Annotated in this window: 18 protein-coding genes, 11 tRNA genes and 2 rRNA genes; 29 read left to right on the top strand and 2 right to left on the bottom strand. The window is 47.0% G+C overall.

Annotated elements, in window-relative coordinates:
* Positions 1-256: 256 nt before the first annotated feature.
* The 21 genes from NSS94_RS18600 (at position 257) to yajC (ending at position 12,604) form a co-directional block, all read left to right on the top strand.
* A 23S ribosomal RNA gene (locus tag NSS94_RS18600) occupies positions 257-3,184 on the top strand.
* A 150-nt stretch (positions 3,185-3,334) separates the two neighbouring features.
* Positions 3,335-3,451: ribosomal RNA gene (gene rrf, locus NSS94_RS18595) — 5S ribosomal RNA — on the top strand.
* 19 nt (positions 3,452-3,470) lie between these two features.
* Positions 3,471-3,546 (top strand) — tRNA-Asn (locus tag NSS94_RS18590).
* 3 nt (positions 3,547-3,549) lie between these two features.
* Positions 3,550-3,641, top strand: a tRNA-Ser gene (locus NSS94_RS18585).
* Between the two features lie 17 nt (positions 3,642-3,658).
* Positions 3,659-3,730: transfer RNA gene (locus tag NSS94_RS18580), tRNA-Glu, on the top strand.
* A 10-nt stretch (positions 3,731-3,740) separates the two neighbouring features.
* Positions 3,741-3,816: transfer RNA gene (locus NSS94_RS18575), tRNA-Val, on the top strand.
* Positions 3,817-3,845: 29 nt separating this feature from the next.
* Positions 3,846-3,922: transfer RNA gene (locus tag NSS94_RS18570), tRNA-Met, on the top strand.
* Positions 3,923-3,947: 25 nt separating this feature from the next.
* Positions 3,948-4,024: transfer RNA gene (locus NSS94_RS18565), tRNA-Asp, on the top strand.
* A gap of 28 nt (positions 4,025-4,052) precedes the next feature.
* A tRNA-Lys gene (locus NSS94_RS18560) sits at positions 4,053-4,128 on the top strand.
* A 35-nt stretch (positions 4,129-4,163) separates the two neighbouring features.
* Positions 4,164-4,238 (top strand) — tRNA-Gly (locus NSS94_RS18555).
* Positions 4,239-4,243: 5 nt separating this feature from the next.
* A tRNA-Arg gene (locus NSS94_RS18550) sits at positions 4,244-4,320 on the top strand.
* 12 nt (positions 4,321-4,332) lie between these two features.
* A tRNA-Leu gene (locus NSS94_RS18545) sits at positions 4,333-4,412 on the top strand.
* 7 nt (positions 4,413-4,419) lie between these two features.
* Positions 4,420-4,493 (top strand) — tRNA-Pro (locus NSS94_RS18540).
* 115 nt (positions 4,494-4,608) lie between these two features.
* Positions 4,609-5,313: a BofC C-terminal domain-containing protein gene (locus NSS94_RS18535; protein ID WP_029514796.1), complete on the top strand. Its 705-nt coding sequence runs from the start codon at positions 4,609-4,611 to the stop codon at positions 5,311-5,313.
* Between the two features lie 229 nt (positions 5,314-5,542).
* Complete coding sequence (ruvC, locus tag NSS94_RS18530) at positions 5,543-6,046, top strand: crossover junction endodeoxyribonuclease RuvC (protein ID WP_029514797.1); 504 nt, start codon at positions 5,543-5,545, stop codon at positions 6,044-6,046.
* Entirely contained in the window at positions 6,043-6,657 is a 615-nt protein-coding gene (gene ruvA / locus NSS94_RS18525) for a Holliday junction branch migration protein RuvA (protein WP_340886233.1), read from the top strand. Before ruvC ends, ruvA begins: the two co-directional genes overlap by 4 nt.
* Before the next feature lie 50 nt (positions 6,658-6,707).
* Positions 6,708-7,715, top strand: a complete 1,008-nt coding sequence (ruvB, locus tag NSS94_RS18520) for a Holliday junction branch migration DNA helicase RuvB (protein WP_013372650.1) — start codon at positions 6,708-6,710, stop codon at positions 7,713-7,715.
* Positions 7,716-7,944: 229 nt separating this feature from the next.
* Positions 7,945-10,038 carry a SpoIID/LytB domain-containing protein gene (locus tag NSS94_RS18515; protein WP_341039877.1) on the top strand — a complete coding sequence of 698 codons (2,094 nt, stop codon included), beginning with the start codon at positions 7,945-7,947 and terminating at the stop codon, positions 10,036-10,038.
* 7 nt (positions 10,039-10,045) lie between these two features.
* Positions 10,046-11,074 carry a tRNA preQ1(34) S-adenosylmethionine ribosyltransferase-isomerase QueA gene (gene queA / locus NSS94_RS18510; protein ID WP_029514801.1) on the top strand — a complete coding sequence of 343 codons (1,029 nt, stop codon included), beginning with the start codon at positions 10,046-10,048 and terminating at the stop codon, positions 11,072-11,074.
* A 20-nt stretch (positions 11,075-11,094) separates the two neighbouring features.
* A complete protein-coding gene (gene tgt / locus NSS94_RS18505; protein WP_039275028.1) occupies positions 11,095-12,234 on the top strand; it encodes a tRNA guanosine(34) transglycosylase Tgt in 1,140 nt (379 codons plus the stop codon).
* Positions 12,235-12,268: 34 nt separating this feature from the next.
* Entirely contained in the window at positions 12,269-12,604 is a 336-nt protein-coding gene (gene yajC, locus NSS94_RS18500) for a preprotein translocase subunit YajC (protein ID WP_029514804.1), read from the top strand.
* An 87-nt stretch (positions 12,605-12,691) separates the two neighbouring features.
* Here yajC and NSS94_RS18495 read toward each other — a convergent pair whose 3' ends face one another.
* Positions 12,692-13,081 carry a TIGR04086 family membrane protein gene (locus NSS94_RS18495; RefSeq protein ID WP_307347874.1) on the bottom strand — a complete coding sequence of 130 codons (390 nt, stop codon included), beginning with the start codon at positions 13,079-13,081 and terminating at the stop codon, positions 12,692-12,694.
* 206 nt (positions 13,082-13,287) lie between these two features.
* Here NSS94_RS18495 and NSS94_RS18490 point away from each other — a divergent pair, with 206 nt between their 5' ends.
* On the top strand, positions 13,288-14,064 hold the full coding sequence (locus NSS94_RS18490; protein ID WP_341039876.1) for a DUF421 domain-containing protein: 777 nt from the start codon (positions 13,288-13,290) through the stop codon (positions 14,062-14,064).
* A 5-nt stretch (positions 14,065-14,069) separates the two neighbouring features.
* On the opposite strand, the gene spoVB is transcribed toward NSS94_RS18490, so the two are convergent.
* Positions 14,070-15,644, bottom strand: coding sequence for a stage V sporulation protein B (gene spoVB / locus NSS94_RS18485; RefSeq protein ID WP_341039875.1), 1,575 nt, complete (start codon positions 15,642-15,644; stop codon positions 14,070-14,072).
* A gap of 307 nt (positions 15,645-15,951) precedes the next feature.
* Here spoVB and NSS94_RS18480 point away from each other — a divergent pair, with 307 nt between their 5' ends.
* The 7 genes from NSS94_RS18480 to NSS94_RS18450 all read left to right on the top strand — a co-directional run bounded on the left by NSS94_RS18480 (position 15,952) and on the right by NSS94_RS18450 (position 24,912).
* Positions 15,952-16,209 carry a post-transcriptional regulator gene (locus tag NSS94_RS18480; RefSeq protein ID WP_013311570.1) on the top strand — a complete coding sequence of 86 codons (258 nt, stop codon included), beginning with the start codon at positions 15,952-15,954 and terminating at the stop codon, positions 16,207-16,209.
* A gap of 90 nt (positions 16,210-16,299) precedes the next feature.
* Positions 16,300-17,556, top strand: a complete 1,257-nt coding sequence (secD, locus tag NSS94_RS18475; protein ID WP_039275022.1) for a protein translocase subunit SecD — start codon at positions 16,300-16,302, stop codon at positions 17,554-17,556.
* Positions 17,546-18,463: a protein translocase subunit SecF gene (gene secF / locus NSS94_RS18470; protein WP_051718082.1), complete on the top strand. Its 918-nt coding sequence runs from the start codon at positions 17,546-17,548 to the stop codon at positions 18,461-18,463. Before secD ends, secF begins: the two co-directional genes overlap by 11 nt.
* A 200-nt stretch (positions 18,464-18,663) precedes the next feature.
* Positions 18,664-19,620 carry a cation diffusion facilitator family transporter gene (locus NSS94_RS18465; protein WP_341039874.1) on the top strand — a complete coding sequence of 319 codons (957 nt, stop codon included), beginning with the start codon at positions 18,664-18,666 and terminating at the stop codon, positions 19,618-19,620.
* 33 nt (positions 19,621-19,653) lie between these two features.
* On the top strand, positions 19,654-22,050 hold the full coding sequence (gene recJ, locus NSS94_RS18460) for a single-stranded-DNA-specific exonuclease RecJ (RefSeq protein WP_341039873.1): 2,397 nt from the start codon (positions 19,654-19,656) through the stop codon (positions 22,048-22,050).
* A 69-nt stretch (positions 22,051-22,119) separates the two neighbouring features.
* The gene (locus NSS94_RS18455) at positions 22,120-22,632 is read left to right on the top strand and encodes an adenine phosphoribosyltransferase (RefSeq protein WP_029514814.1); all 513 of its coding nucleotides are present in this window, start codon (positions 22,120-22,122) and stop codon (positions 22,630-22,632) included.
* A 222-nt stretch (positions 22,633-22,854) separates the two neighbouring features.
* Positions 22,855-24,912, top strand: a complete 2,058-nt coding sequence (locus tag NSS94_RS18450) for a methyl-accepting chemotaxis protein (protein ID WP_341039872.1) — start codon at positions 22,855-22,857, stop codon at positions 24,910-24,912.
* Positions 24,913-25,027: the final 115 nt, after the last annotated feature.

The following is a 25,027-nucleotide window of genomic DNA, read 5'->3' as shown; positions in this document are numbered from 1 at the left end:
GAGAGTTCAAACTCTCAAGCTTCGACGAATACTTCATTCACAGGTTCGTGTGGAACCGAAATATTCATCGGGTTTCGCTTCGATGAAGCGAATTGCACCTTGAAAACTGGATACCGAAACGAAATTGCGTTTTAGAATATTCCTTTAAGCTGATCTTGTGTAAACAAGTGAAATAAAGGTAGCTGCCTTGAATTTCATTCACACGTAAGTGTTGAACCGAAATTCAAAGCAAATCGTATTTACGATGTAAATACTAGGTTAAGCTACAAAGAGCACACGGAGGATGCCTAGGCGCCAGGAGCCGACGAAGGACGTGGCGAACAACGATAAGGCCTCGGGGAGCTGTAAGCAAGCTTTGATCCGGGGATGTCCGAATGGGGAAACCCGGCTGTCTTCATCGACAGTCACTTTCTGCTGAATACATAGGCAGAATAGAGGCAGACCAGGGGAACTGAAACATCTAAGTACCCTGAGGAAGAGAAAACAATAGTGATTCCGTCAGTAGCGGCGAGCGAACGCGGATTAGCCCAAACCAAGGAGCTTGCTCCTTGGGGTTGTGGGACGTCTCACATGGAGTTACAAAGGAACCGGTTAGATGAAGAGGTCTGGAAAGGCCCGCCAGAGAAGGTAAAAGCCCTGTAGTTCAAAACTTGTTCTCTCCGAGACGGATCCCGAGTAGTGCGGGGCACGTGAAACCCCGTATGAATCCGGCAGGACCATCTGCCAAGGCTAAATACTCCCTGGCGACCGATAGTGAAGCAGTACCGTGAGGGAAAGGTGAAAAGCACCCCGGAAGGGGAGTGAAATAGATCCTGAAACCGTGTGCTTACAAGAAGTCAGAGCCCGATCTATGGGTGATGGCGTGCCTTTTGTAGAATGAACCGGCGAGTTACGTTCCCGTGCAAGGTTAAGGTGAAGAGCTGAAGCCGCAGCGAAAGCGAGTCTGAATAGGGCGAATGAGTACGTGGACGTAGACCCGAAACCGGGTGATCTACCCCTGTCCAGGGTGAAGGTGCGGTAACACGCACTGGAGGCCCGAACCCACGCATGTTGAAAAATGCGGGGATGAGGTGGGGGTAGCGGAGAAATTCCAATCGAACCCGGAGATAGCTGGTTCTCCCCGAAATAGCTTTAGGGCTAGCCTCGGAAAAAAGAATCGTGGAGGTAGAGCACTGATTGGGTGCGGGGCCCGCAAGGGTTACCAAGCTCAGTCAAACTCCGAATGCCATAGATTTAGTTCCGGGAGTCAGACAGTGAGTGCTAAGATCCATTGTCGAAAGGGAAACAGCCCAGACCATCAGCTAAGGTCCCCAAGTGTGTGTTAAGTGGGAAAGGATGTGGAGTTGCACAGACAACCAGGATGTTGGCTTAGAAGCAGCCACCATTGAAAGAGTGCGTAATAGCTCACTGGTCGAGTGACTCTGCGCCGAAAATGTAACGGGGCTAAACACACCACCGAAGCTATGGCTTGATGCTTGCATCAGGGGTAGGGGAGCGTTGAATGCGGGTTGAAGGTGTACCGTAAGGAGCGCTGGACTGCATTCAAGTGAGAATGCCGGTATGAGTAACGAAAAGATCTGTGAGAATCAGATCCGCCGAAAGCCTAAGGGTTCCTGAGGAAGGTTCGTCCGCTCAGGGTAAGTCGGGACCTAAGGCGAGGCCGATAGGCGTAGTCGAAGGACAACAGGTCGAAATTCCTGTACCACCGTAATCCGTTATGAGCGATGGGGTGACGCAGTAGGGTAGTGACGCGGACGGATGGATGTCCGTCTAAGCAGTGAGGCTGATGTGTAGGCAAATCCGCACATCGTTAAGGCTGGGCTGTGATGGGGAGCGAAAATTGTAGTAGCGAAGGTCATGATCTCAGACTGCCAAGAAAAGCCTCTAGCCAGGAGAAGGTGCCCGTACCGCAAACCGACACAGGTAGGCGAGAAGAGAATTCTAAGGCGCGCGGAAGAACTCTCGTTAAGGAACTCGGCAAAATGACCCCGTAACTTCGGGAGAAGGGGTGCCTCGGTAGGGTGAATAGCCCGAGGGGGCCGCAGTGAAAAGGCCCAAGCGACTGTTTAGCAAAAACACAGGTCTGTGCGAAGCCGCAAGGCGAAGTATACGGGCTGACGCCTGCCCGGTGCTGGAAGGTTAAGGGGAGTGGTAAGCCCTTCGGGGCGAAGCTATGAACCGAAGCCCCAGTAAACGGCGGCCGTAACTATAACGGTCCTAAGGTAGCGAAATTCCTTGTCAGGTAAATTCTGACCCGCACGAATGGCGTAACGACTTGGGCGCTGTCTCAACGAGAGATCCGGTGAAATTTTAATACCTGTGAAGATGCAGGTTACCCGCGACAAGACGGAAAGACCCCATGGAGCTTTACTGCAGCTTGATATTGAATTTGGGTACGATCTGTACAGGATAGGTGGGAGCCGTTGAGCCTTGAGCGCCAGCTTGAGGGGAGGCATCCTTGGGATACCACCCTGATCGTATCTAGGTTCTAACTTGGTACCGTAATCCGGTGCGAGGACAGTGTCAGGTGGGCAGTTTGACTGGGGCGGTCGCCTCCTAAAGAGTAACGGAGGCGCCCCAAGGTTCCCTCAGAATGGTTGGAAATCATTCGAAGAGTGCAAAGGCAGAAGGGAGCTTGACTGCGAGACCTACAAGTCGAGCAGGGACGAAAGTCGGGCTTAGTGATCCGGTGGTACCGCATGGAAGGGCCATCGCTCAACGGATAAAAGCTACCCTGGGGATAACAGGCTTATCTCCCCCAAGAGTCCACATCGACGGGGAGGTTTGGCACCTCGATGTCGGCTCATCGCATCCTGGGGCTGAAGTAGGTCCCAAGGGTTGGGCTGTTCGCCCATTAAAGCGGTACGCGAGCTGGGTTCAGAACGTCGTGAGACAGTTCGGTCCCTATCTGTCGTGGGCGTAGGAAATTTGAGAGGAGCTGTCCTTAGTACGAGAGGACCGGGATGGACGTACCGCTGGTGTACCAGTTGTTCCGCCAGGAGCACCGCTGGGTAGCTATGTACGGAAGGGATAAGCGCTGAAAGCATCTAAGCGTGAAGCCCCCCTCAAGATGAGATTTCCCAATTAGTAAGACCCCTTGAAGACGACGAGGTAGATAGGTTGGGGGTGGAAGTGCAGTAATGCATGGAGCTGACCAATACTAATCGGTCGAGGGCTTATCCTAAGATAAAGCGTAATGAGTTTCGGATCCAGTTTTCAGGGTGTAACCTTGAACGTATGTACAAGTGACATACAACAAGCGCATAGCTATTCATTCATACGATAAGTGATGAAGCGAATAACCTTACGGAAGAATTTGCATAGCAAATTCATGTTTGGTGGCGATAGCGGAGGGGTTCCACACGTACCCATCCCGAACACGACCGTTAAGCCCTCCAGCGCCGATGGTACTTGGACCGCAGGGTCCTGGGAGAGTAGGACGTCGCCAAGCAGAGCTTTATGATTATTATTCCCTGATAGCTCAGTTGGTAGAGCACTCGACTGTTAATCGAGTTGTCACAGGTTCGAGTCCTGTTCGGGGAGCCATATGGAGAGGTGTCCGAGTTGGCCGAAGGAGCACGATTGGAAATCGTGTAGGCGCCAAAAGCGTCTCGAGGGTTCGAATCCCTCTCTCTCCGCCATAATTATTTTATTGTATGGCCCGTTGGTCAAGGGGTTAAGACACCTCCCTTTCACGGAGGTAACAGGGGTTCGAATCCCCTACGGGTCATAAGTAATATGGAGGCTTAGCTCAGCTGGGAGAGCATCTGCCTTACAAGCAGAGGGTCGGGGGTTCGAACCCCTCAGCCTCCACCATTTATTTAAATAGAAGTCCCTTATATTATCGCGGGGTGGAGCAGTTCGGTAGCTCGTCGGGCTCATAACCCGAAGGTCGCAGGTTCAAATCCTGCCCCCGCAACCAATTAACTTTGAATGTAAACTGCTATGGAACTGTGGTGTAGAGGCCTAACATGCCTGCCTGTCACGCAGGAGATCGCGGGTTCGAATCCCGTCAGTTCCGCCATTTTTACAAAGTTATGTTACCCTGTTGGGAGCCATTAGCTCAGTTGGTAGAGCACCTGACTTTTAATCAGGGTGTCGAAGGTTCGAGTCCTTCATGGCTCACCATTCATGCACTTATATGTCATGGATATAATGATATTGCGGACGTGGCTCAGCGGTAGAGCATCGCCTTGCCAAGGCGAGGGTCGCGGGTTCGATTCCCGTCGTCCGCTCCATATTTGCGCCCTTAGCTCAGCTGGATAGAGCGTTTGACTACGAATCAAAAGGCCGGGAGTTCGAATCTCTCAGGGCGCGCCATTAACTTCATAAGCCGGTGTGGCGGAATTGGCAGACGCGCGCGACTCAAAATCGTGAGGGAAACCGTGGAGGTTCGAGTCCTCTCACCGGCATGTATTTCGGGATGTAGCTCAGCTTGGTAGAGCACCTGGTTTGGGACCAGGGGGTCGCATGTTCAAATCGTGTCATCCCGATTCAAAAGGAAAGTCGCTGGAAGCAGCGGCTTTTTTGTTATATTAATTATCTTTTTGTATAAATCAGTAATCACCAGGTCACACTAACACAAAAAGTGGGACGGAAGGGATTACTGTGAAGCGATTAAGTTGGAAAAAGCAGATGAAACGGCGCTGGAAACAGTGGAGAAGAACAGTGTGGGCTTGTAGCATTTTGGGTGCGGCTTGTTTGCTGGCAGGGTTGGGTATTCTGTTATCGAATTATATGCAGGCTATGTTGTCACAGCCACTCGCTACTACCGTCATGGCAGAGGAGGGCATGGAGGAGGCTTCACATCTGGGTCCAACTGAAGATCACTCCTCACATATGCAACTATTACAAAGTATTCGTGCTTCCGGTATAAGCAGGAAGACCCGTCTGTTAACCACCTACGTATGTGGTACGGAAACACTTTCCTTGGGAACGCTAAGTTCACAGCAGCTAGAGACCTTACTGAAGCAACATCCCGATTGGAAGGGACGACTTAATACCAAAGGAGAGGTGTGGCTGGAACGCAGGGTGGAAGACTTGTCAGAGTCATGCAAAGAGCGTGGATACATGGGTTTGAGCACTGACGGCCAGCTTACATTGTATGAAGGACTGCCTAAAAGAGAAAAAGTTATCCGCACTTTTTTTCAATTGGATGTGGGTTCCATGGAGACGGCCTTGCCAGAAGGGGTGTATAAACAACTTCAGCAGGGAATCCGTGTACAGGATATAAATGAGTATAACAGTGTAATTTCCACTTTTAGTGACTTTGCCGTGGAGCGAACACAAAGGGTATTAAAACAGCACTATTGATTACAACTGCGAGACGTTAGGCTTTGCCCATGAGGTGAGGCTTGAAGCGTCTCTTTTTATGTTTTTACTCATGTTTAAATTTTTTCCTCTATTAGATACAAAGTTTTGTTATAATGAAAAGAACGACACATATGTTCGCTTTATATGGTATTTGGCTTTTGAGTATATTCAGGATAACGTTGACTATTGGTTAGTTACGCCATGATTGAGCGATAGAGGAGAGATTTTTTTGCGTTTTCTAGGAATTGATCCGGGTATTGCTATTGTGGGCTTCGGGTTTGTAGACAAGATTGGCAGTAAAGTGGTGCCTGTACAGTATGGCTGCATCCAGACGGAGGCTCATACACCGGAAGAAGAAAGGCTGCTTCATGTGTATGAAGGCATGTTGCAATTAATAGATAAATATAAGCCTGATGCAGTAGCACTGGAGAAGCTCTTTTTTAATCGCAACGTTACAACCGCTATGTCTGTAAGTCAGGCACGTGGGGTGCTGGTGCTGGCTGCAAAACAACGTAATTTGCCTATAGGTGAATACACGCCGATGCAGGTAAAGCAGGCTATTGTAGGGTATGGTAAGGCTGAGAAGAAACAGGTACAAGAAATGGTTAGAATGTTTCTAAAGCTTCAAACTGTGCCGAAACCGGACGATGTAGCGGATGCTTTGGCGGTGGCTATTTGTCATGCGCACTCCTATGGACTAAATTCAAAATTAAATGAGGTATTGCGAAAATGATAGATTTCTTGCGTGGTTCTGTGGCCCATTTGGAAAATGAATATGTCGTTTTAGATGTACAGGGTGTAGGGTACCGGGTATTTTGTCCGAATCCTTACGCGTTCGCCAAAACTGAAGGTCCAGTGGTTGTTTATATTCACCATCATGTAAGGGAAGATGCTATTTTACTGTTCGGTTTTGCGACCCGTGAGGAGCAGCAGCTATTCCGTAAACTGATTGATGTATCTGGTATTGGACCGCGTGTTGCGCTTGGTATTTTAGGAGGCGGTACGCCTGCTCATGTGGTAACGGCGATTTATCAGGAGAATATCACATTTCTCACCAAGTTACCGGGGATCGGTAAAAAGACGGCACAACGTATGATTCTGGATTTGAAAGACAAGCTGGACGGTATTGGCTCGTTGGGGATGGCAACCGGATTGTTTGCTGAGCCTGTCGTAGAAGAAGGCGAAGGTTCATATTGGGGCGAGGCCCGTGAGGCGCTCAAGGCCCTCGGTTATACTGATACTGAGTTGGATAAGGTATGGAGCAGAATGAAGAAAGATGCAAAACCTGATGAATCTGCCGATATTTTGATGAAGCGGGCTTTGCAACTGTTGTTTGCCGGATAGGACGCGGATGTCCGTTAACAAGTGTCTGGTGAAAAGAGGAGCGATGGAATATGGATGACCGGATTATTTCCGCCAATTTGATGATGGAAGACCAGACGGCGGAGCTAAGCCTTCGCCCCCGTTATCTAAATGAATATATCGGGCAAAATCAGGTTAAGGAAAATCTGAAAGTATATATTGAAGCGGCCAAAATGCGTAAAGAAGCGTTGGACCATGTACTGTTGTACGGACCGCCTGGGTTGGGTAAAACAACTCTTGCTAACATTATTGCCAATGAGTTGGGGGTTAATCTGCGTACGACTTCAGGTCCTGCAATTGAAAGACCGGGAGATTTGGCAGCATTGCTGACCAATCTTCAAGAGGGTGATGTTTTGTTCATTGATGAGATTCATCGCCTTCATCGTACGGTGGAAGAAGTCATGTATCCGGCGATGGAGGATTTTGCGCTGGATATTATGATTGGTAAAGGCCCGAGTGCACGCTCAGTCCGTCTGGATTTGCCACCCTTTACACTTATAGGGGCCACTACGCGCGCTGGGCTGCTCTCTGCGCCATTGCGTGACCGGTTTGGTGTTATTAGTCGATTAGAGTTTTATACGACAGACGAGCTGGCTTACATTGTGTCTAGGAACGCGGATATTATGGAGATTGAAATTGTCGGGGATGCGGCGGAGGAAATCGCATTGCGTTCACGGGGGACACCGCGTATTGCCAACCGACTATTAAAAAGGGTGCGTGATTTTGCCCAGGTTGCCGGAGACGGAATTATCCATTCTGAGTTGGCTGCAGAGGCACTAAAGAGACTTCAAATAGATCCTCTCGGGCTGGATGAAATTGATCATAAAATGCTTAAGGCCATGATTCATTCATTCCGGGGCGGACCTGTAGGATTGGACACAATTGCTGCAACCATTGGTGAAGAGAGTCAGACTATTGAGGACGTGTATGAACCCTATTTGTTACAAATTGGTCTTTTACAAAGAACACCTCGGGGACGAACAGTGACTCCGGCGGCATATGCCCACCTTGGAATCCCCATGCCAACGGATCCACGGTGATTAGGAAACATGATGCACTTTTAAAAAAAATCATTGCATGGTTACATGCAAGTATGGTGAATACGATATCGGCTGACGGATGACTGAGGAAATGAGAGTATAAGTAAGATTTTGGCGGGTTTACATTTTGGCTTATTCCGCCGATGTATTTAAAGGGACAGACAAGGATCGAGAGCCCGATAAATTACGCAAATATAAGTGCTAGGCAGCTAGATTGGGGGAGCCAGAAATGAGTGGAAAAGCATTTAACCGAGAAAGTATTTTCGGTGCATGGATGGGCCGGGCCAAACGAGCAGCAGCGATTATGGTATTAGCTACAGTGTGCATACCTTGGTCTTCGGGCGTTCACGCTGCCGCCGCCCAAGAGGATATTCGTGTAGTGATTTTTGCGGATCTAGGTAGCAAATATAAAGCGACAGTCCCCGCTGTAACCTTGAAATCATCAGGAGGTCTGAGTGTTGGACAGAACAGTGGAGGCAGCTTTCAAACTTGGATGGGACTGCCAGACAGTACAGCTCGTTTTAGTGTAGACAGCTATCGGGTGAAGGTACTTGAAGGAAATGAAGCAGCGGCGATAAAAGCGGCGCAAGCCCTGCAAAAGACTAATGATAAACCTACGGTTTTTATCGGTTCAAAAAATGGTAGCTCTGTGTATCAAGTGTACGCGGGAATATATGCTAGTGAACAGTCTGCGCAGGCTGCTGTACAGCGGATTTCCTCGGCAACCGGAGCGCAGGCCGAGGTGAAGGGAAACAAGCATTGGTCCACTGGAAGCTACGGAAGCGAGCAGGAAGCTAATCTCGTTCGAACGACAATTGCTGCGGCGGGCTTTGATGCTTTTACTGTGATTCAATCAAGAGGTCAGTATGCTGTGTGGGTTGGAGAAGAAAGTAATGACAGCAAGCTGTTGGCTTTGAAAACTGAGTTGGAGAGCAAGCAACCGAGACTCACGCTGTCTAAAGTTAATGCTACTCAAACCGGCCTCATTATAAGACAGGAAGCAGGAGTCACGACTGGCTCGCAGGTGATGTCTCATTACAAACTAAGTGGTTCTGATAATAGCAAGGTAATTGTCAGCGGTGGTAATGATGGAATACAAGTGATGGAAAGATCACAGCGTATATATCGCGGCGAGATGGAGATTGGCATGACGTCAGGTCAGCTGGCGCTTGTGAACGAAGTTCCTTTGGAGCAGTATTTGTATTCCGTGGTAGGAGCAGAGGTCTATTCCTCATGGCCAGATGAAGCGCTCAAGGCTCAAGCGGTAGCGGCTCGTAGCTACGCGCTTGCCCAAGGCAATCGGTTTCAGATCGGCAATGTGGTAGACGGCACGTTAAGCCAGGCTTACAACGGTAAGAGCTCGGAACATGCCAATGTCAATGAGGCTGTAGATGCAACAGCTGGTGAAGTCATTAAAAGTGGCGGCAAAGTGGTCGAAGCTGTATTTTCATCTAATGCGGGCGGTGTGACAGCAGATGCTTCTGAGGTGTGGAACAGTGGTGGCGAAGCCTTTGCCAGCGTAGACAGCTCAGGGGATACTTCGGCGCAAAAAGGAGCACAGGAATGGTATCATGTACTTCTCTCCAGTGGCAAGACAGGGTATATTCGTGAGGATAATGCTAAGGAACTGGAGGGTGTCACAGAAGCGGGGTTAGACAAAATCACCGTCACTGCGGAAAATACAAATGTGCGTCCTATTCCCCAAATTCAATCGACGGTTACACCAATAGCCAAGGCGCAGCCGGGTGAAGAGATCATTGTATTAGAAAAGGTGCCTCAGTCCGGAGACTATGCATGGGTGAGGGGGCCCTTTACGTCAGCTCAGCTTGCTAAATCCCTGCAAGGGAAAGTAACGGGTACAGTGCCTTCCTCTATTAATCACCTCGATGTCACCAAACGTGGTCCATCAGGGCGAGTGTTGGAGGTTGAAGCGAACGGATCCCCTTTGAAAGTGAAGTATCCGGATATGTTTCGCTCAGCAATGGGCGGACTCCCGAGCACACTGTTTGATATTGCGAGTACCGGAAGTTATACTGTATTAGGCGCTGATGGGGCTACTTCTCATGTAAGTGGTACACAAGGCACTCAAATCCTGTCCGCATCTGGCAGCAGTACTTCAAGTGGTAACGGGGTGATCGTCATGAATGAAGATCGTCATGCACGAGTCATTGACAAAACACAAAGCTTTATTTTTACAGGTAAAGGAAATGGTCATGGTTTGGGCTTATCCCAATGGGGTGCCAATGGTTTGGCCGAGCAGGGGTATGATTACAAGAAAATTTTGCAACACTATTATAAAAATGTGGATATAGTTAAGGACTGACCAATATATGAACGTAAACGACTACGATTTTGAACTGCCTGAAACATTAATTGCACAGACGCCTTTGCTTGATCGGAGCGCTTCCAGATTACTGACATTAAACAAAAATAACGGTGAAGTGGGCCATCATACGTTTTCGGATATTGTGCAGTATCTCCAACCAGGGGATACGTTGGTATTAAACGATACGAGAGTGATTCCTGCACGCTTGTTTGGCATCAAGGAAGACACGGGAGCTAAGGCTGAGGTTTTGTTGCTTAAGCAACTGCAAGGGGACCGATGGGAAGCATTGGTGAAACCTGGTAAAAAGCTGAAAAAGGGTGCTGTTATCGTTTTCGGTGATGAGCTGAAAGCAGTAATTGAGGAAGAAGGAGATATGGGCGGCAGGGTACTGTCATTTTCATATGACGGTATTTTCCAGGAGATATTGGACCGCTTGGGCCAAATGCCGCTTCCGCCGTATATCAAGGAACAACTGGATGACCGCGAGCGTTATCAGACCGTTTATGCTCGGCATGAAGGTTCGGCTGCGGCTCCAACGGCAGGGCTGCACTTTACAGAAGAATTGCTGGACCAGATTAAAAAGAAGGGCGTTACCGTTGCCTTTATCACACTTCATGTTGGCTTAGGGACGTTCAGACCGATGTCTGTGGATACGATTGAAGAGCATGTAATGCATGAAGAATACTATTCATTGTCACAGGAAACAGCCGATGTGCTCAATGAAACCAAGGCGCGCGGTGGAAGAGTCGTGGCGGTGGGGACGACCAGTTGCCGGACGCTGGAGACGGTGGGTAATAAATTTGGTGATGGAGTATTAGAGGCCAGTAGTGGCTGGACACAGATTTTTATTTATCCAGGCTATGAATTCCGTGTGGTGGATGCGATGATTACGAATTTTCATTTGCCCAAATCCACCTTGGTTATGCTGGTCAGCGCACTGGCGGGCAGGGAGAATATTATGCATGCTTACCAGGAGGCGATTGACCGACAATATCGGTTTTTCAGCTTCGGGGATGCAATGTTCATTTATTAATTAAGGATGGTAGAGAAAATATGGCACCAGCAATAAGATACGAACATATCAAAACCTGCAAGCAATCGGGAGCCCGTCTCGGGCGTGTACACACTCCTCACGGAGTTATTGAGACACCAACCTTTATGCCTGTGGGAACTCAAGCGACTGTTAAAACGATGAGTCCTGAGGAACTGAAAGCGATGGATGCTCAAATTATTTTGAGTAACACGTACCATTTGTTTCTTCGTCCTGGCCACGATATTATTCGTGAAGCGGGTGGACTGCACAAGTTTATGAATTGGGATCGCCCTATTTTAACGGACAGCGGCGGATTCCAGGTGTTTTCTTTAAGTGAAATGCGCAAGATTTCAGAGGAGGGTGTTCATTTTCGCTCTCATTTAAATGGAGATAAAAAGTTTCTTTCGCCTGAAGTGGCGATGGAAATTCAAAACTCACTTGGCTCAGATATTATGATGGCCTTCGATGAATGTCCGCCGTTTCCGGCTGAATATGAGTATGTGAAAAAGTCACTGGAACGCACCAGCCGTTGGGCTGAGCGTTGTCTAGAGGCACACGCGCGTCCTCATGATCAAGGTCTGTTTGCCATTGTTCAGGGAGGCATGCATGAAGATCTGCGCAAGCAAAGCGCTGCGGATTTGACTTCCATGGATTTCCCGGGGTATGCTATTGGTGGACTGAGCGTAGGTGAACCGAAACATTTGATGTATGAAGTGCTCGATTATACGGTTCCTCTGCTTCCCACCAACAAGCCACGTTATTTGATGGGCGTGGGTTCGCCTGATGCTTTGATTGAAGGCTCTATCCGTGGTGTGGATATGTTCGATTGTGTACTTCCAACCCGAATTGCTCGCAACGGGACAACGATGACCAGCCAAGGTCGTCTTGTCGTTCGCAATGCCCAATATGCAAGTGATTTTGGCCCGCTCGATCCTGCTTGTGATTGTTATACCTGTCGCAATTATTCACGTGCTTACTTGCGACATTTGATTAAAGCGGATGAAACCTTCGGGCTCCGACTGACAACGTATCATAACTTGCATTTCTTAATACAATTGATGCGTAATGTCAGACAAGCGATTATGGATGACAGGCTGCTTGATTTCCGAGATGAATTTTTTGAGCAGTACGGTCTTCATGATAATGATAAAGGATTTTAAGTTTTAGGGAGAGTATACGAAAGGGGGATTTAACATGTTTCATTTTGCTACAGCCGCTGCTACACCCGGTGGAACTGGCGGACTTTTTCAAATGATCTGGCCACTGGCTCTGATGTTTGTAATCTTCTATTTCTTGCTGATTCGCCCGAATCAGAAAAAACAAAAGCAACGTCAAACGATGCTTCAAGCTTTGAAAAAGGGAGATAAAGTCATTACAATCGGAGGTCTTCACGGTACAATTATGGAGATTACGGATGATGTAGTAGTTTTGCGTGTGAATGATGTCACGAAGCTGACCTTTGACCGCAGTGCAATCAGCAACGCGATTGCAAAAGACACGGCATCTGAGGAAGTTGTTTCCAAATCGTAAAATGCTGGTGACCGTTATACAAAAACCGAGCCTTTGAGGAGGCTCGGTTTTTTGTGTTGTTTTATTACATGGGTACAAACATTTTGATTACTTGCTGAGATTAATGCCAAACATCCCACCACCTGCGCCTATGACAAACGCGAAACCTAAGTGTAACAGGTCCTTGCCGACCATGCCCGCATCCAATGCCAGAAAACCGACCAGCAGAACGATTAGTCCATACAGGATACCTGTAATACCGCCTTGATACCAGCCTTTGTTTGTGGATCTTTTACCGGCGACGAAGCCACCAGATAGCATGGCGAATGCATGGACGATGTACGTATACAATGATAAGTCCTGTTCCTGCATCTGTGTCAGCCACAAGAGTAGTGAAAGAATCAATGCGCCAAGCAGCATCCATGCAAAAGCATAGAATAAGCCGGATAAAATAGGATGGGCCAGACGAAACGAACACCAGCGGCGAATGAGCTCCATTGATAATTCCTCCTGTACCAAGGTTTGAACTATTATCATTCTATGGCCAAGCCTCCCGGCTTAGTACCAAGTCGCAAGCAGTCTTTCTCTTTATTTCAATAATTTAGCCTTTTGTTTTTTGTATGAGCCAAGTGAGGAACGGTCAGAATACGTGTACAATGAACGACTCATGTCTTATTGCAAGTACAGGGGAGGAGGCGAACATATTGAGTCACGATATTTTTGCTCATATTTTTCGGACGCTGCTCATGTATTTTATTGTATATTTAGTGATGCGCTTGATGGGTAAAAGGGAGATCGGTAAATTGTCTGTTTTCGATCTCGTCATATCCATTATGATTGCAGAAATTGCTGTATTCAGTCTGGAGGACATAAAACGTCCACTTTACGAAGGATTGATTCCTTTAGGAGTGCTGTTAATTTTGCAAATTGGGATTTCCTATTTCAGTCTGAAAAGTCGGCGACTGCGCTTACTATTTGATGGTAGGCCCAGTGTATTGTACTCTAATGGACAATTAAACAAGGACGAAATGGTGAAACAACGTTACAATTTGGATGACTTGCTGTTACAACTTCGTGAACAAAATATAGAAAGTCTGGACGAAGTTGAATATGTTATTTTGGAAACGACAGGTAAGCTAACGGTTATAGGTAAGGATGATAACGATGGAGTGGAACACGAAAAAATGAAGCAGGAATTAAACGGAACAGATTTGGCAAACAAAGAGCTACAGGTGGATAAAGTTCATCCTTCTCCACAAATCGGTGGAAAGTTTAGATATGAGGGACTGCCTATTCCATTAATCATGGATGGTAAGGTGCTGGATCGAAATTTGGAACGGATGGATATGAACCGGTTTTGGCTTAAAAATCAAATTCAAGCGAAGGGACACAAAGATTTTAAGGATGTTTTTTTATGCTCGGTTAACCATAGAGGTGATGTGTACATTACACCACCGACCTATGGAAAATCTTCGGATTAGATTTCTTATGCTTTAAACCATCTTCTCAGGATTGGAATGCGTGTAAGGTTGTCCCAATCAATCATTTTGATCAAGGTCATCAGGAAAAGGTACAGAATAATTCCCAAGCCTGCGGCAAAAATAAATTGGAGCCACATTTGGTCGAACATCGTTAAATGTCTGTAGGTATATAACACTGCTGCTGCCATGATGATCATGCCTATCCCGGTCTTCCAGAAATCGAGCAAACGTACGCGGAAGCGAAGTAGCCTGCTGACACTGAAGCCATGAAGGAGAGTAACAATGGCACTGTTAATACAAATGGCGATGACAGCTCCGTAGATACCGTACTGAGGTTGGGATGCAAGCCAGACGATCAGCACAATTTTGATAACGGCTCCGATAAAGGTATTTAATAAGGCACTTCCAGGACGGTCTAACGCCTGAAGTGCTGCCTGAAGCGGGGCCTGAATGTACATAAAAAGAGCAAAAGGTGCCATGAGCTTAAGCATTCCTGCAATATCGCCATTATTGTAGAGTAGCAGACACAGAGGTTCCGCCAATACATACATGATCACGGCAAATGGGGCTCCTGCAACCAAAGCGAGCCGAAGCGATTGATGTAGACGTTTGTGAATGGCTATAATATGCCCCTTAGCCGCTGCTTCGGATAACGAAGGAACGAGTGAAACAGCTAATGAACTGGTCAGAACCCCAGGGAGTAATAACACAGGAATGACCATGCCCTGCATGGCTCCATATTGTGCGGTTGCCACGCCAGTTGCAATGCCTGCTACGGCGAGGCTGCGCATGCACAAGATAGATTCGAGCAAATAGGATAAGGAACCGACAAGCCTTCCAGCAGTCACGGGAACGGATATAGACATAAGACGTGACAAAACAGATGATTGCTCGGGATGAACCTCAGAGGAGGGGCCAGGCGAATTCGGCTGAAGGATGCGATCTTTTCGCTGGTTACACACGTATTGCCATAGAAGCACAATCATGCCAATGAATTCGCCCGCCAGAGCACCGAGCATGGCACCTGCAGCAGCGTAGGCTACCCCATGGGGAAGTAACAAGTAAGCAAACCAAATGACACAAAAAATGCGCATAACGGTCTCGGCAATCGAGGAACTAGCGGAAGGAATCATATTTTGCTTTCCCTGAAAATAGCCCCTATAAACTGAAGAAACAGCTACAATGACAATCATTGGGCTCATGCTCACGAATGTATAATACACGCGGCTGTCGGTCAGAAGATGGCTTGTGATCCAAGGCGCGAACACAAGACAGAGCACCATGGCGATCAGACTGAGTGTAATGGTTAAGCGCAGGCTGGTGTGCAAAATACGCCGCGACATTTCGGGCTGTCCCGCCGTTTCGGCTTCGGCTACTAGCTTGGCTACCGCAAGAGGGATTCCCCCTGTAATAAGCGTCACCAGAACGATAAAAAAGGGATACCCCTGTTGGTACAAGCCAACTCCTTCGGGGCCGATGATACGCGGGAGTGCGATTCGGGGAATAAAACCTAGTATCCGGTTGATAATTCCTGCTGCCAATAAAATAATTGCTCCATGGATGAATGTCTGCTTTTTCAATCGCAACTCCCTCTTCCCCAAAATGTAATTCTGCGTCTATACATTACTTTAGAAGATATGCTGGACCTGTCCATCTTCATGACAAGCTTTTCCGTTCAGAAACAAAGTGATTTAGACAACAAGAGGGAGAGTGGTGAATTCTGCTATTGACGAGCGAAATGATTGCATATATTGTTGATTTAAGGCTATTTTCAACGAGAAGAAGGGTTTTCCAGGATCAGGACAGAAATGTTCTACAAAGCAGTCAATAACCCCGCTAATTGCTGATCTGCGGAACCGGTAGTCGCTGGGAGGAGGAACGGCCATCGTGGGTATGGAAGAGCTGGATGAGCAGGATTGGGATGACGCAATTGAGATGCTTTGTCAAAGTAAGGCGGACGAGTTGATTCTCGTAGGCTATGAGCATGTCACAAGTAAGGACGTGTGGAATTGCGTCAGCCATAAATATGAAAAGGAGGGTATTCCTCCGCTGCACAAGCTCGTTAACGATATACTTTCCCTTAAAGCGACGAGCTTTATGAACTATTTGACTATGTCCGCATTACGGGGCTCCACTTTCGAATAGAAGGGGGTCTTTTTTTGCGTTCAAATTGACTGCTTTTTGAGGGGTAGCTATAATAGGAATATTGAGAATGAAAGGGGAACATGGGACGGAATGAAGAGAATTCTAAGTTTCATCGTGGTCGTGCTCATAACTACTGGTGTTATGATCGGGACAAGCCCGGGCCTACTGAACAGTTTAAAATTAGGCCTCGATTTAAAGGGAGGCTTTGAAATTTTATATGAAGCCCAGCCTTTGGAAGCCGGGCAGAGTGTAACCAGACAGTCTCTTATACAAACAGCTCAAAGTCTGGAGAGACGGATTAATGCGCTCGGTACGACTGAGCCGGAAGTAACAACAGAGGGAAGCAACCGTATTCGCGTGCGGCTTGCTGGTGTCACTAATGAGGCAGAAGTTCGCTCCATGCTGAAAAAGCCTGCAGAATTAACGTTTCGCAGTGCAACGGCAGCAGATGCTAAAAAGCCAGGTCAATACAGCAAAATTGAGCTCCGCGGTAATGATTTTGTGGAGAATGGCGCTGTTGTAGGCTATGATCAGCTGAATCAACCTGAGATTAGTATCAAAGTCAAGGACAAAGCTAAATTTGCAGAAATCACAAAGCGACTTCTGAATAAAGAATTAGCTATTTTCCTGGATCAGGAATTGCTGTCTGCACCCACAGTGCGTGGGGAATTAACGGACGGTAGCGCGTCAATCACAGGTAGCTACACTCGTGATGAAGCGAATAAACTGGCGGATACGATTAATCTGGGTGCCCTTCCGCTCAAACTGACGGAAAAATATTCTCAGAGTGTAGGTGCTACGCTGGGTCAATTGTCACTGGATCAGACGATTCGTGCTGGGTTGATTGGCTCGATCATTATTCTGGTATTTATGATTGCAATGTTCCGTGTACCGGGATTAGTGGCCAGTTTCTGTCTCATCGTTCATACCTGGGTAGTGCTTGCGATTTTCTACTTGGGTGGATTCGTACTCACACTCCCAGGTATCGCCGCCTTTGTGCTCGGGATCGGGATGGCGGTCGATGCCAACATCATTACGTATGAACGGATTAAAGAAGAAATCAAGTCAGGCAAAACGATTCGTTCTTCTGTCATTGCAGGTAGTAAGGCTTCGTTCCGTACCGTTATGGATGCCAATGTTACGACAATTATAGCGGCAGCGGTTATGTTTGGTCTGGGAACAGGCTCCGTTCGAGGATTCGCTTTGGTGCTCATCGTTGATATTGTCACCAGTATTTTGACGAATATCTTCTTCTCCCGCTTCTTACTCAATCTGCTGGTTAAAGCGGATGCTGTGAAGAAGGCCAAGTATTTTGGTGTGAAGGAGAGTGATATCAGTGCGCTTTAATTGGAACTTGAAATATATTAAGATGAGCAAGTGGTTTTACACGTTCTCGATTATTATCACACTGCTTGGTATTCTAAGCTTGTCAATATTCGGCTTGAATTACGGGGTAGACTTTCGTTCCGGTTCCAATGTGGATGTCAATTTGACTAAGGTTGTTACACAGGAACAGATCCAAACTTTGCTGGACAAGCAGAAAATCGGTAAAGAGGTAGATTATACACCGGGGAAAGAGCGTTTCGGCATTCGCTTCTCACAGGTTTTGACGGATCAGCAAGTGAATGATTTTAAGATTTCTTTTAATAAACAGCTGGATCCGAAGGCTTCCTTTGAGGTCAATACAGTGGATACGGAAATGGCGCAAGAACTAGAACGAAATGCGTTATGGGCGATTTTATTGGCTTCTGTGGCTATCGCTATTTATATCTCAATCCGTTTTGAATGGCGGTTTGCCGTTGCAGCAATTGTTTCGTTGTTGCATGATGCCTTCCTGGTCATCAGTATTTTCTCGATTTTCCGGCTTGAGGTGGATTTGACCTTTATTACGGCAATTCTGACGATTGTTGGTTTCTCTATTAATGACACCGTCGTTATTTTTGACCGTATTCGGGAAAATCTACGATTTGCGAAGAAGAAGTCCAGGGACGACTTAGAGCAGGTAGTTGATCACAGTATTGCGCAGACAATGACTCGTTCACTTGCAACCGTGTTTACGGTGTTTATTGCCTCCGTATGTTTGTTCATATTTGGCGGCGAATCGATCCGTATGTTCTCACTTGCAATGGTCATTGGTTTGTTGTTTGGTGCTTATTCCTCCATTTTCATTGCCAGCCCGCTGTGGGTGGCATTGAAAGGAAAACAAAAATCTCCGACAGCTGGCGGGGGCGCGGCCAAAACTGCAAAGTCTTAAGTTACGCAAATACCAGTAGTATAAATTAAAGAGAAAGCCGCGTCTGCTTGGGCGCGGTTTTCTAAGGTTTTAAGATTTACCTTAAGTATGGCTCAGTAGTGGCACTTAAATGTGAATGGTTTTTGATTTTGAGAAATTTGGTTATTTTAGAATGGAGCTTTAATGGGAAAGGGTTAGTTCAGGATTGAGGGGGAAACGTTGTGAATAGCGAACGCAGCCGATCAATGGAAACTGCGGCGTTGAGCGGGATTGTAGGTAATCTCGCGCTGGCTGTTCTAAAGGGAACCGTCGGTTATGCAGCAAACAGCAAGGCGTTGTTGGGGGATGCACTGCACACGGCCGCGGATAGTGCTTCCCGTTTGCAGGAGCTTCTGTTTTCCAAGGGTGCTACAGGGCACGGAATGCTGGCACGGTTGCGAAACGGTGAAAAGGTTCGAATGGTCATATCTGTGGTACTGGCTATTTTAGTGCTGATGAGCGGTCTACAGCTAGCTATCTCGGCGGTTCGTTCATTAAGCAGTTCGGAACCGCAGGCTCCCGGTCTGTATGCATTAATTACCGTATTTATTGCGTTGGTGTTGAGAGAAGCGCTATTTCAGTTTCAATATCGCTACTCGATTAAACATGGTCATAAAGAGGAAGCAGATCGGTACGCTAACCATGAACGTTACTCGCTGTATGCATCGTTGATTGCATTGATCGGCATGATCGGTGCAATGACTGGCGAAGCAATGGAATGGCCTGCATTATTATATCTTGATCCAACCGCAGCTTTGCTCGTAGCCTGTCTGGTGCTGCGTAAAGGATATTTGATGGTGATGAATACCGCTTACCAGGTTCCTGCGCAGCCTTTGCAGGAGGAAGACTCCCGACGCTTTATGGAGACGATTCAACGGGTGTATGGTATTGTAACGGTTGAACACCTACAAGCCCAGGAAACAGGGCATTTCATAACAGTGGATGTAACGATAAGTGTGAACCCGCGGATTACGGTACAGGAAGCGCAGGAAATCGCCGATCGAGCCAAAAATTTACTGTTAGCCCGTTTTCCACAGGTGACCCATGTACAAATGCAGTTCATTTCTTATCAAGCCGGATATCCTTACAAATCCAATCATGAACTGCCAGATAATGATGTGTCGTCGTTGCTTCAATAGGGCAGGACGACTATGAAAGAAAGGTGAATAGGATTGCTTCATTCGCAGTACAGATGGAAGACCCCAGAGGCTAACCTGGAAGCGGCTCAGCTGTTGACAGAAGAACTGGGGATTTCACCATTGTTGTCCCGGCTTTTAGTGAACCGGGGCGTCACTACCGCCGGGGAAGCAAACCGCTTTTTGTACGGAAGTGTGGACGATGTACACGACCCCTTTTTGCTTCTTGGTATGAAAGAGGCCGTGCCGAGAATTCGCCAGGCTCTGGAACGTGGCGAGCATATATTAATCTATGGCGATTATGATGCGGACGGCGTATCCAGTACATCATTGATGATTCAGCTCATGCGTTTTCTAAAGGCTTCCTATGATATTTATATTCCCCATCGTTCTAATGAGGGATATGGTCTGCATAACCATGCCCTTGATTGGGCACATCAGCAGGGAGTTACACTGGTCATTACGGTAGATACGGGAATTAGTGCAGTAGAGCAAATTGCTTATGCAACTTCCTTGGGGATAGACGTTATTGTGACGGACCATCATGAGCCGCCTGCAGTACTTCCCGAGGCATATACTTTGATTAATCCGAAGCTCCCCGGTTGCCCATACCCATTTAAAGGTCTTGCAGGTGTTGGTGTTGCCCTGAAGCTCGCTCAGGCGCTGTTGGGCGAAGTGCCGGAGGAATGGTTTGAAATCGCCGCTATCGGCACGGTAGCCGATCTGATGCCACTACATGGTGAAAATCGGACGATGGTACGTAGAGGGATTCAATCCATGAGAAACTCTGCATTTCCGGGGATTCGTGCGTTGCTCCATGTAGCGGGCGTAGATATATCTACAGTGACTTCAGTCAACATTGCATTTGCCTTGGCTCCACGGATTAATGCCAGCGGGCGCCTGGATCATGCGGGACGAGCCGTTTCTCTGCTGACGACAGAAAAAGAGGAAGAAGCAGACCAACTTGCGCATGCGCTGGACCTGCTCAATCGTGAGCGTCAACAGGTGGTCGAACGTATTGTGGAGCAAGCCGAGCAACAATTGGCATCCAAACTGAACGGAGGCAAGCTACCGTCAGTTATTGTATTGGCTGGTGAAGGCTGGAATGTCGGCGTTGTCGGAATTGTGGCATCCAAGCTGTTGGATCGCTATTATCGACCGACCATTATTCTGGGTATAGATGCTGAGACAGGTATGTGCAAAGGTTCCGCCCGTTCTATTCCTGCATTGGATATTTACAGTGCTCTTACGGACAGCCATGAGCTTATGGAGCATTTTGGTGGTCATCCTTCGGCAGCGGGTATGACGCTGTCCTGTGATAATCTGGAATTGTTTGAAGAGCAGCTGAACCGCTATGCGGGTTCCATTTTGACACCAGACGATCTCATTCCTGTAGCTGAGGCTGATATGGTCTGTCGTTTGGACGAGGTATCTTTGCAAGTGGTTGAAGAACTGGAGTTGCTTCAGCCTTTTGGTATGGGGAATCCATCTCCACGATTCGTATTACAGGGTCTGCAATTGCGTGAGGCTCGTAAAATGGGACGTGAGAAAAATCATGTGAAGCTCCTGCTGGAGCAGAACGGTTTATCGCTGGACGCGATTGCCTTCCGTCGTGGCGATTTGGCTGATTTTTTACAGCAAGAAACGGAGATAGATCTGCTGGGTGAATTGTCAATTAACGAATGGAACGGTAAAAGGTCTCTCCAGCTCATGATGCAGGACATTCGAGTGCAGGCGCCGCAAATTTTTGATTATCGTGGAGTGTCGGACCCTTTTGCCGAATTAGAGCGGGGACTGAAGATCTTTCATCCACGCATAGAGGAAAGAAAGAAAGACGTTGCGGTGTTGATCCACCCTTCTTCTAGGCTTCGTCCATCGAGCTCCGTGGACACTGAATCCTTATGGCTATACGATAAAGACGGCAGTGTTATTCCCAGTGATGGTCAAAGAGATGCACAGCACTCTGTGAAGTCGTTATTCGTACTGGAGCCACCGGATACACCGGATCAGTTTCAGGCATTATGGTCTACCTTTGAAAATGTAGAAAACGTATTTCTCCTTCATTCGGTCAGTGAGCGTGGCGGTCGTCTCGTAAGCCCAGACAGAGAGCTGTTCAAGCGCATTTACGTTGTGCTTTCCCGATTGGGAACACAGCCTATTGATGAAAAGGCAATGCTGCCTGCTCTTAGCCGTCAGTGTTCCTGTTCAGTACGCATGTTATCCAAAGTATTGGACATCTTCGAAGAGCTTGAGTTTATGACGCGTACAGATGGTCAATTCCGTTTTGTATCCAATCCGCCCAAGCGGGATTTAACTGCTTCTCCGCGCTATCAGGAATTATATAATATGGCTGAAATGGAGCGGTATTTGCTGGATGCGGACACCACCCAGATGACGAGCTGGATTATGTCGCTTATGAAGGGTGCGTCTTGAGATACTATTTCGTAATTTATGTTGTAAAATGTATATACTAATTTGAAGTTTACAGTAGGAGGAACTAAGTTGGACTACAAAGAATATATTCGGGTGATTTCCGATTTTCCACAACCAGGGATTAGTTTTAAAGACATTACAACCCTAATGAAAAATGGTGAACTGTACCGCAAGGCTATCAACGATATGAAGGAATTGGTATCGGATTTAAAAATTGATTTGATTGCAGGTCCAGAAGCACGTGGATTCGTTATCGGTGCGCCTCTGGCTTATGCGCTTGGCGTTGGTTTTATTCCGATCCGTAAAAGTGGCAAGCTCCCTGGAGAAACCATTGAGGAAGCATACGGTTTGGAGTATGGTAAAGATACGCTGGCGATGCATAAGGATGCTATAGAGCCAGGCCAAAATGTTTTGATTGCTGATGACCTGCTTGCTACAGGTGGAACTATTGCTACATCCGTGAACTTGGTACGCCAGCTTGGTGGCAATGTGGCAGGGGCTGCTTTTCTTATCGAGCTGTCTGATCTAAACGGTCGGGCGAAGCTGCCTGACGTAGATGTATTCACCCTGATTACGTATTAAGTATTTCGAAACCCGGGTTTCCCGGGAAATAATTATGTATGGATTGCCTAAATAGTCCGATGGAACATCTCTTTATCTAAAGAGTTGCTCCATCGGGCTATTTTGTTTAGAAGCGTTTTAGGTGTGACTTTGTTTGATTGGTGCAAATTACCACTGTTTTTATTGGGAATAGTTATAAAAAATTTAAAGTAAATGTCGATAAATAATTAAAAAGGAGCAGAGGTGGTCATATTGGGTTTATTTCGATTTAAGAGTTTACAGGCACGGACATTTTCTACCTTGATTCCGCTTGTACTTATAACGCTGATTTTAATCAGCTTTTTGTCTTATTTTTTTGCCAAGCAGAAGCTAGATACGGAAATAAGCCAAAATGCTGCTCATTCCTTGTCGAGGGTTAAAACGGATATTGCAGCTAACGTAGATCGTCATGCTTTACTTGTTTCGATGCTGACTAAGAGTGCGGAACAACTGGGAGCAGGAATGAACATTGAGGGTTATGGACGTTTTTTTGAACAAGAGTTGGCTTTAAATGATATGTCATACGGGTTGGGCATTTATTTTGCTAAAGGTGCGTATGATCCGGGAGTGACTTACCGTTCCATATATGTGCATAGAGATGGCCAGCTAGTGAAGCAAACGATTGAATATGATGATCCACAATATGACTACTTAACACAGCCATGGTATACAGAAGCCGTGGAACGTGGTAAGGAAATAAATTTTACGGAGCCTTTTTACGATAGCAGACTGAAAGTCAATATGATTACTGCAGGGAAAGCATTTTATGACAGGGAAGGGAAGCTGTTAGGTGTCATTACTGGCGACCTGAATATGACAAACATTCAAACGTTTATTGAAAAAATGAAGTTTGGTGCTAACGGTAGTGCGATCTTGATGGATAAGAATGGAGCCATTTTGTCATCCGGTCTTCCGTCCTTAAAAGCAGGCGAGCCGTTAACAAAAACGATGAATGCGGAAGCAGCACAATCTATTCAAAGTGGTACGTCCGGACAACTATCCGTACCCATTGATAGTGAGGACTACCGGATAATGTACGAAACACTCCCACAAACCGGATGGAAAATCGGCGTATTACTGCCAGAATCCGATTTGAACCGCTCTGCGAACGAAATGCTTAAACTTCTTCTTATTGTTAGTGTTATAGGCATCTTGCTAATTATGGGAGCGTTATTAATTAACAATTCAGGTATGATCAAAGAGATTAAAAAAATTATGCAGATAACCAATCGTATGGCTCATGGGGATTACAGCGTTGAACTAACACAACAACGTAAGGATGAATTTGGCCAAATGGCTGACGGGATCAATAAGGTGATTGCGGCAACCAGAGGAATGGCATCACGTTTGAGCGAAGAGTCAGATGTTATCTCAGGCGTATCTATAAAAATTTCCCAAGAGATTTCTGGGGCTACTAAAGATGCGCAGCATAATGCAGGAGAACTGGCACAGGTGAAGGAAGGAGCCGAGCTTCAATTGGTCGCAGCAGCAGAGAGTGCGACTGCGATGGAAGAAATGGCTGTTGGCATACAGCGTATTGCTGAATCTATCCAGCATGTATCCGAGGCTACCACTGAGATTGAACATAAGGCACAACAAGGAAATGAACGGTTGACCGTGGTCAACCAAGGAATGCATAAAGCGAAAATATCTATGGATGAGGCAGGCAGGGTAGTAAGCTCATTGAATGAGCGGTCCGCCCAAATTGGCAGCATAATTGGAATGATTCAGGAAATTAGTGGGCAGACCAAGTTGCTATCACTGAATGCTTCCATTGAAGCCGCACGTGCAGGGGAGCATGGCCGAGGGTTCGCTGTGGTGGCTTCAGAAATCGGCAAGCTGGCTGTAAACGTGAGCGAGTCTGCGGAACAAATTACGAGTCGAATCCGATCCATGCAGGAAGAAACCAAATTAGCTTTGGAAGGAATGCAGCAGGGTGCTCTGGAGATGGATGAAGGAGTATCTATTTTACTTGAGGTGGAAGAACGTTTTATTGCGATGAATCAAGATATTCAGCAGGTGGCGATAGAAGTGCAGGAGGTTTCATCTGCCTCAGAAGAAATGTCGGCAGGTTCAGAGGAAGTTGCAGCCTCTATTGGATATCTTGCAGACATTGCGAAAGCTTCAGCTAAACGTACAGAGCAAGCCTCGGAACGATCCGAACGGCAGCTTAAGGATCTGGAAGGTATGGACAGCTCTGTCAAGACACTTACAGGTGTCTCTGATACGCTTAATCAGGTCGTATCTCGCTTTCGTGTGTGATATCTTTAGAAAAAAGGCCGTGCATAAAAAAACGCCGCTCCATTGAGATATGGATCTTTACACGCTTGTCTATACAGCCTGAGCGTGTTGATCCATAACTAACATGGAGCGGCCT

This window comes from Paenibacillus sp. FSL L8-0644, from assembly GCF_038008165.1.
Lineage (GTDB): Bacteria > Bacillota > Bacilli > Paenibacillales > Paenibacillaceae > Paenibacillus > Paenibacillus polymyxa_D.
The sequence above is the reverse complement of the archived record's forward strand: the minus strand, read 5'-3'. Positions and strand labels throughout refer to the sequence as shown.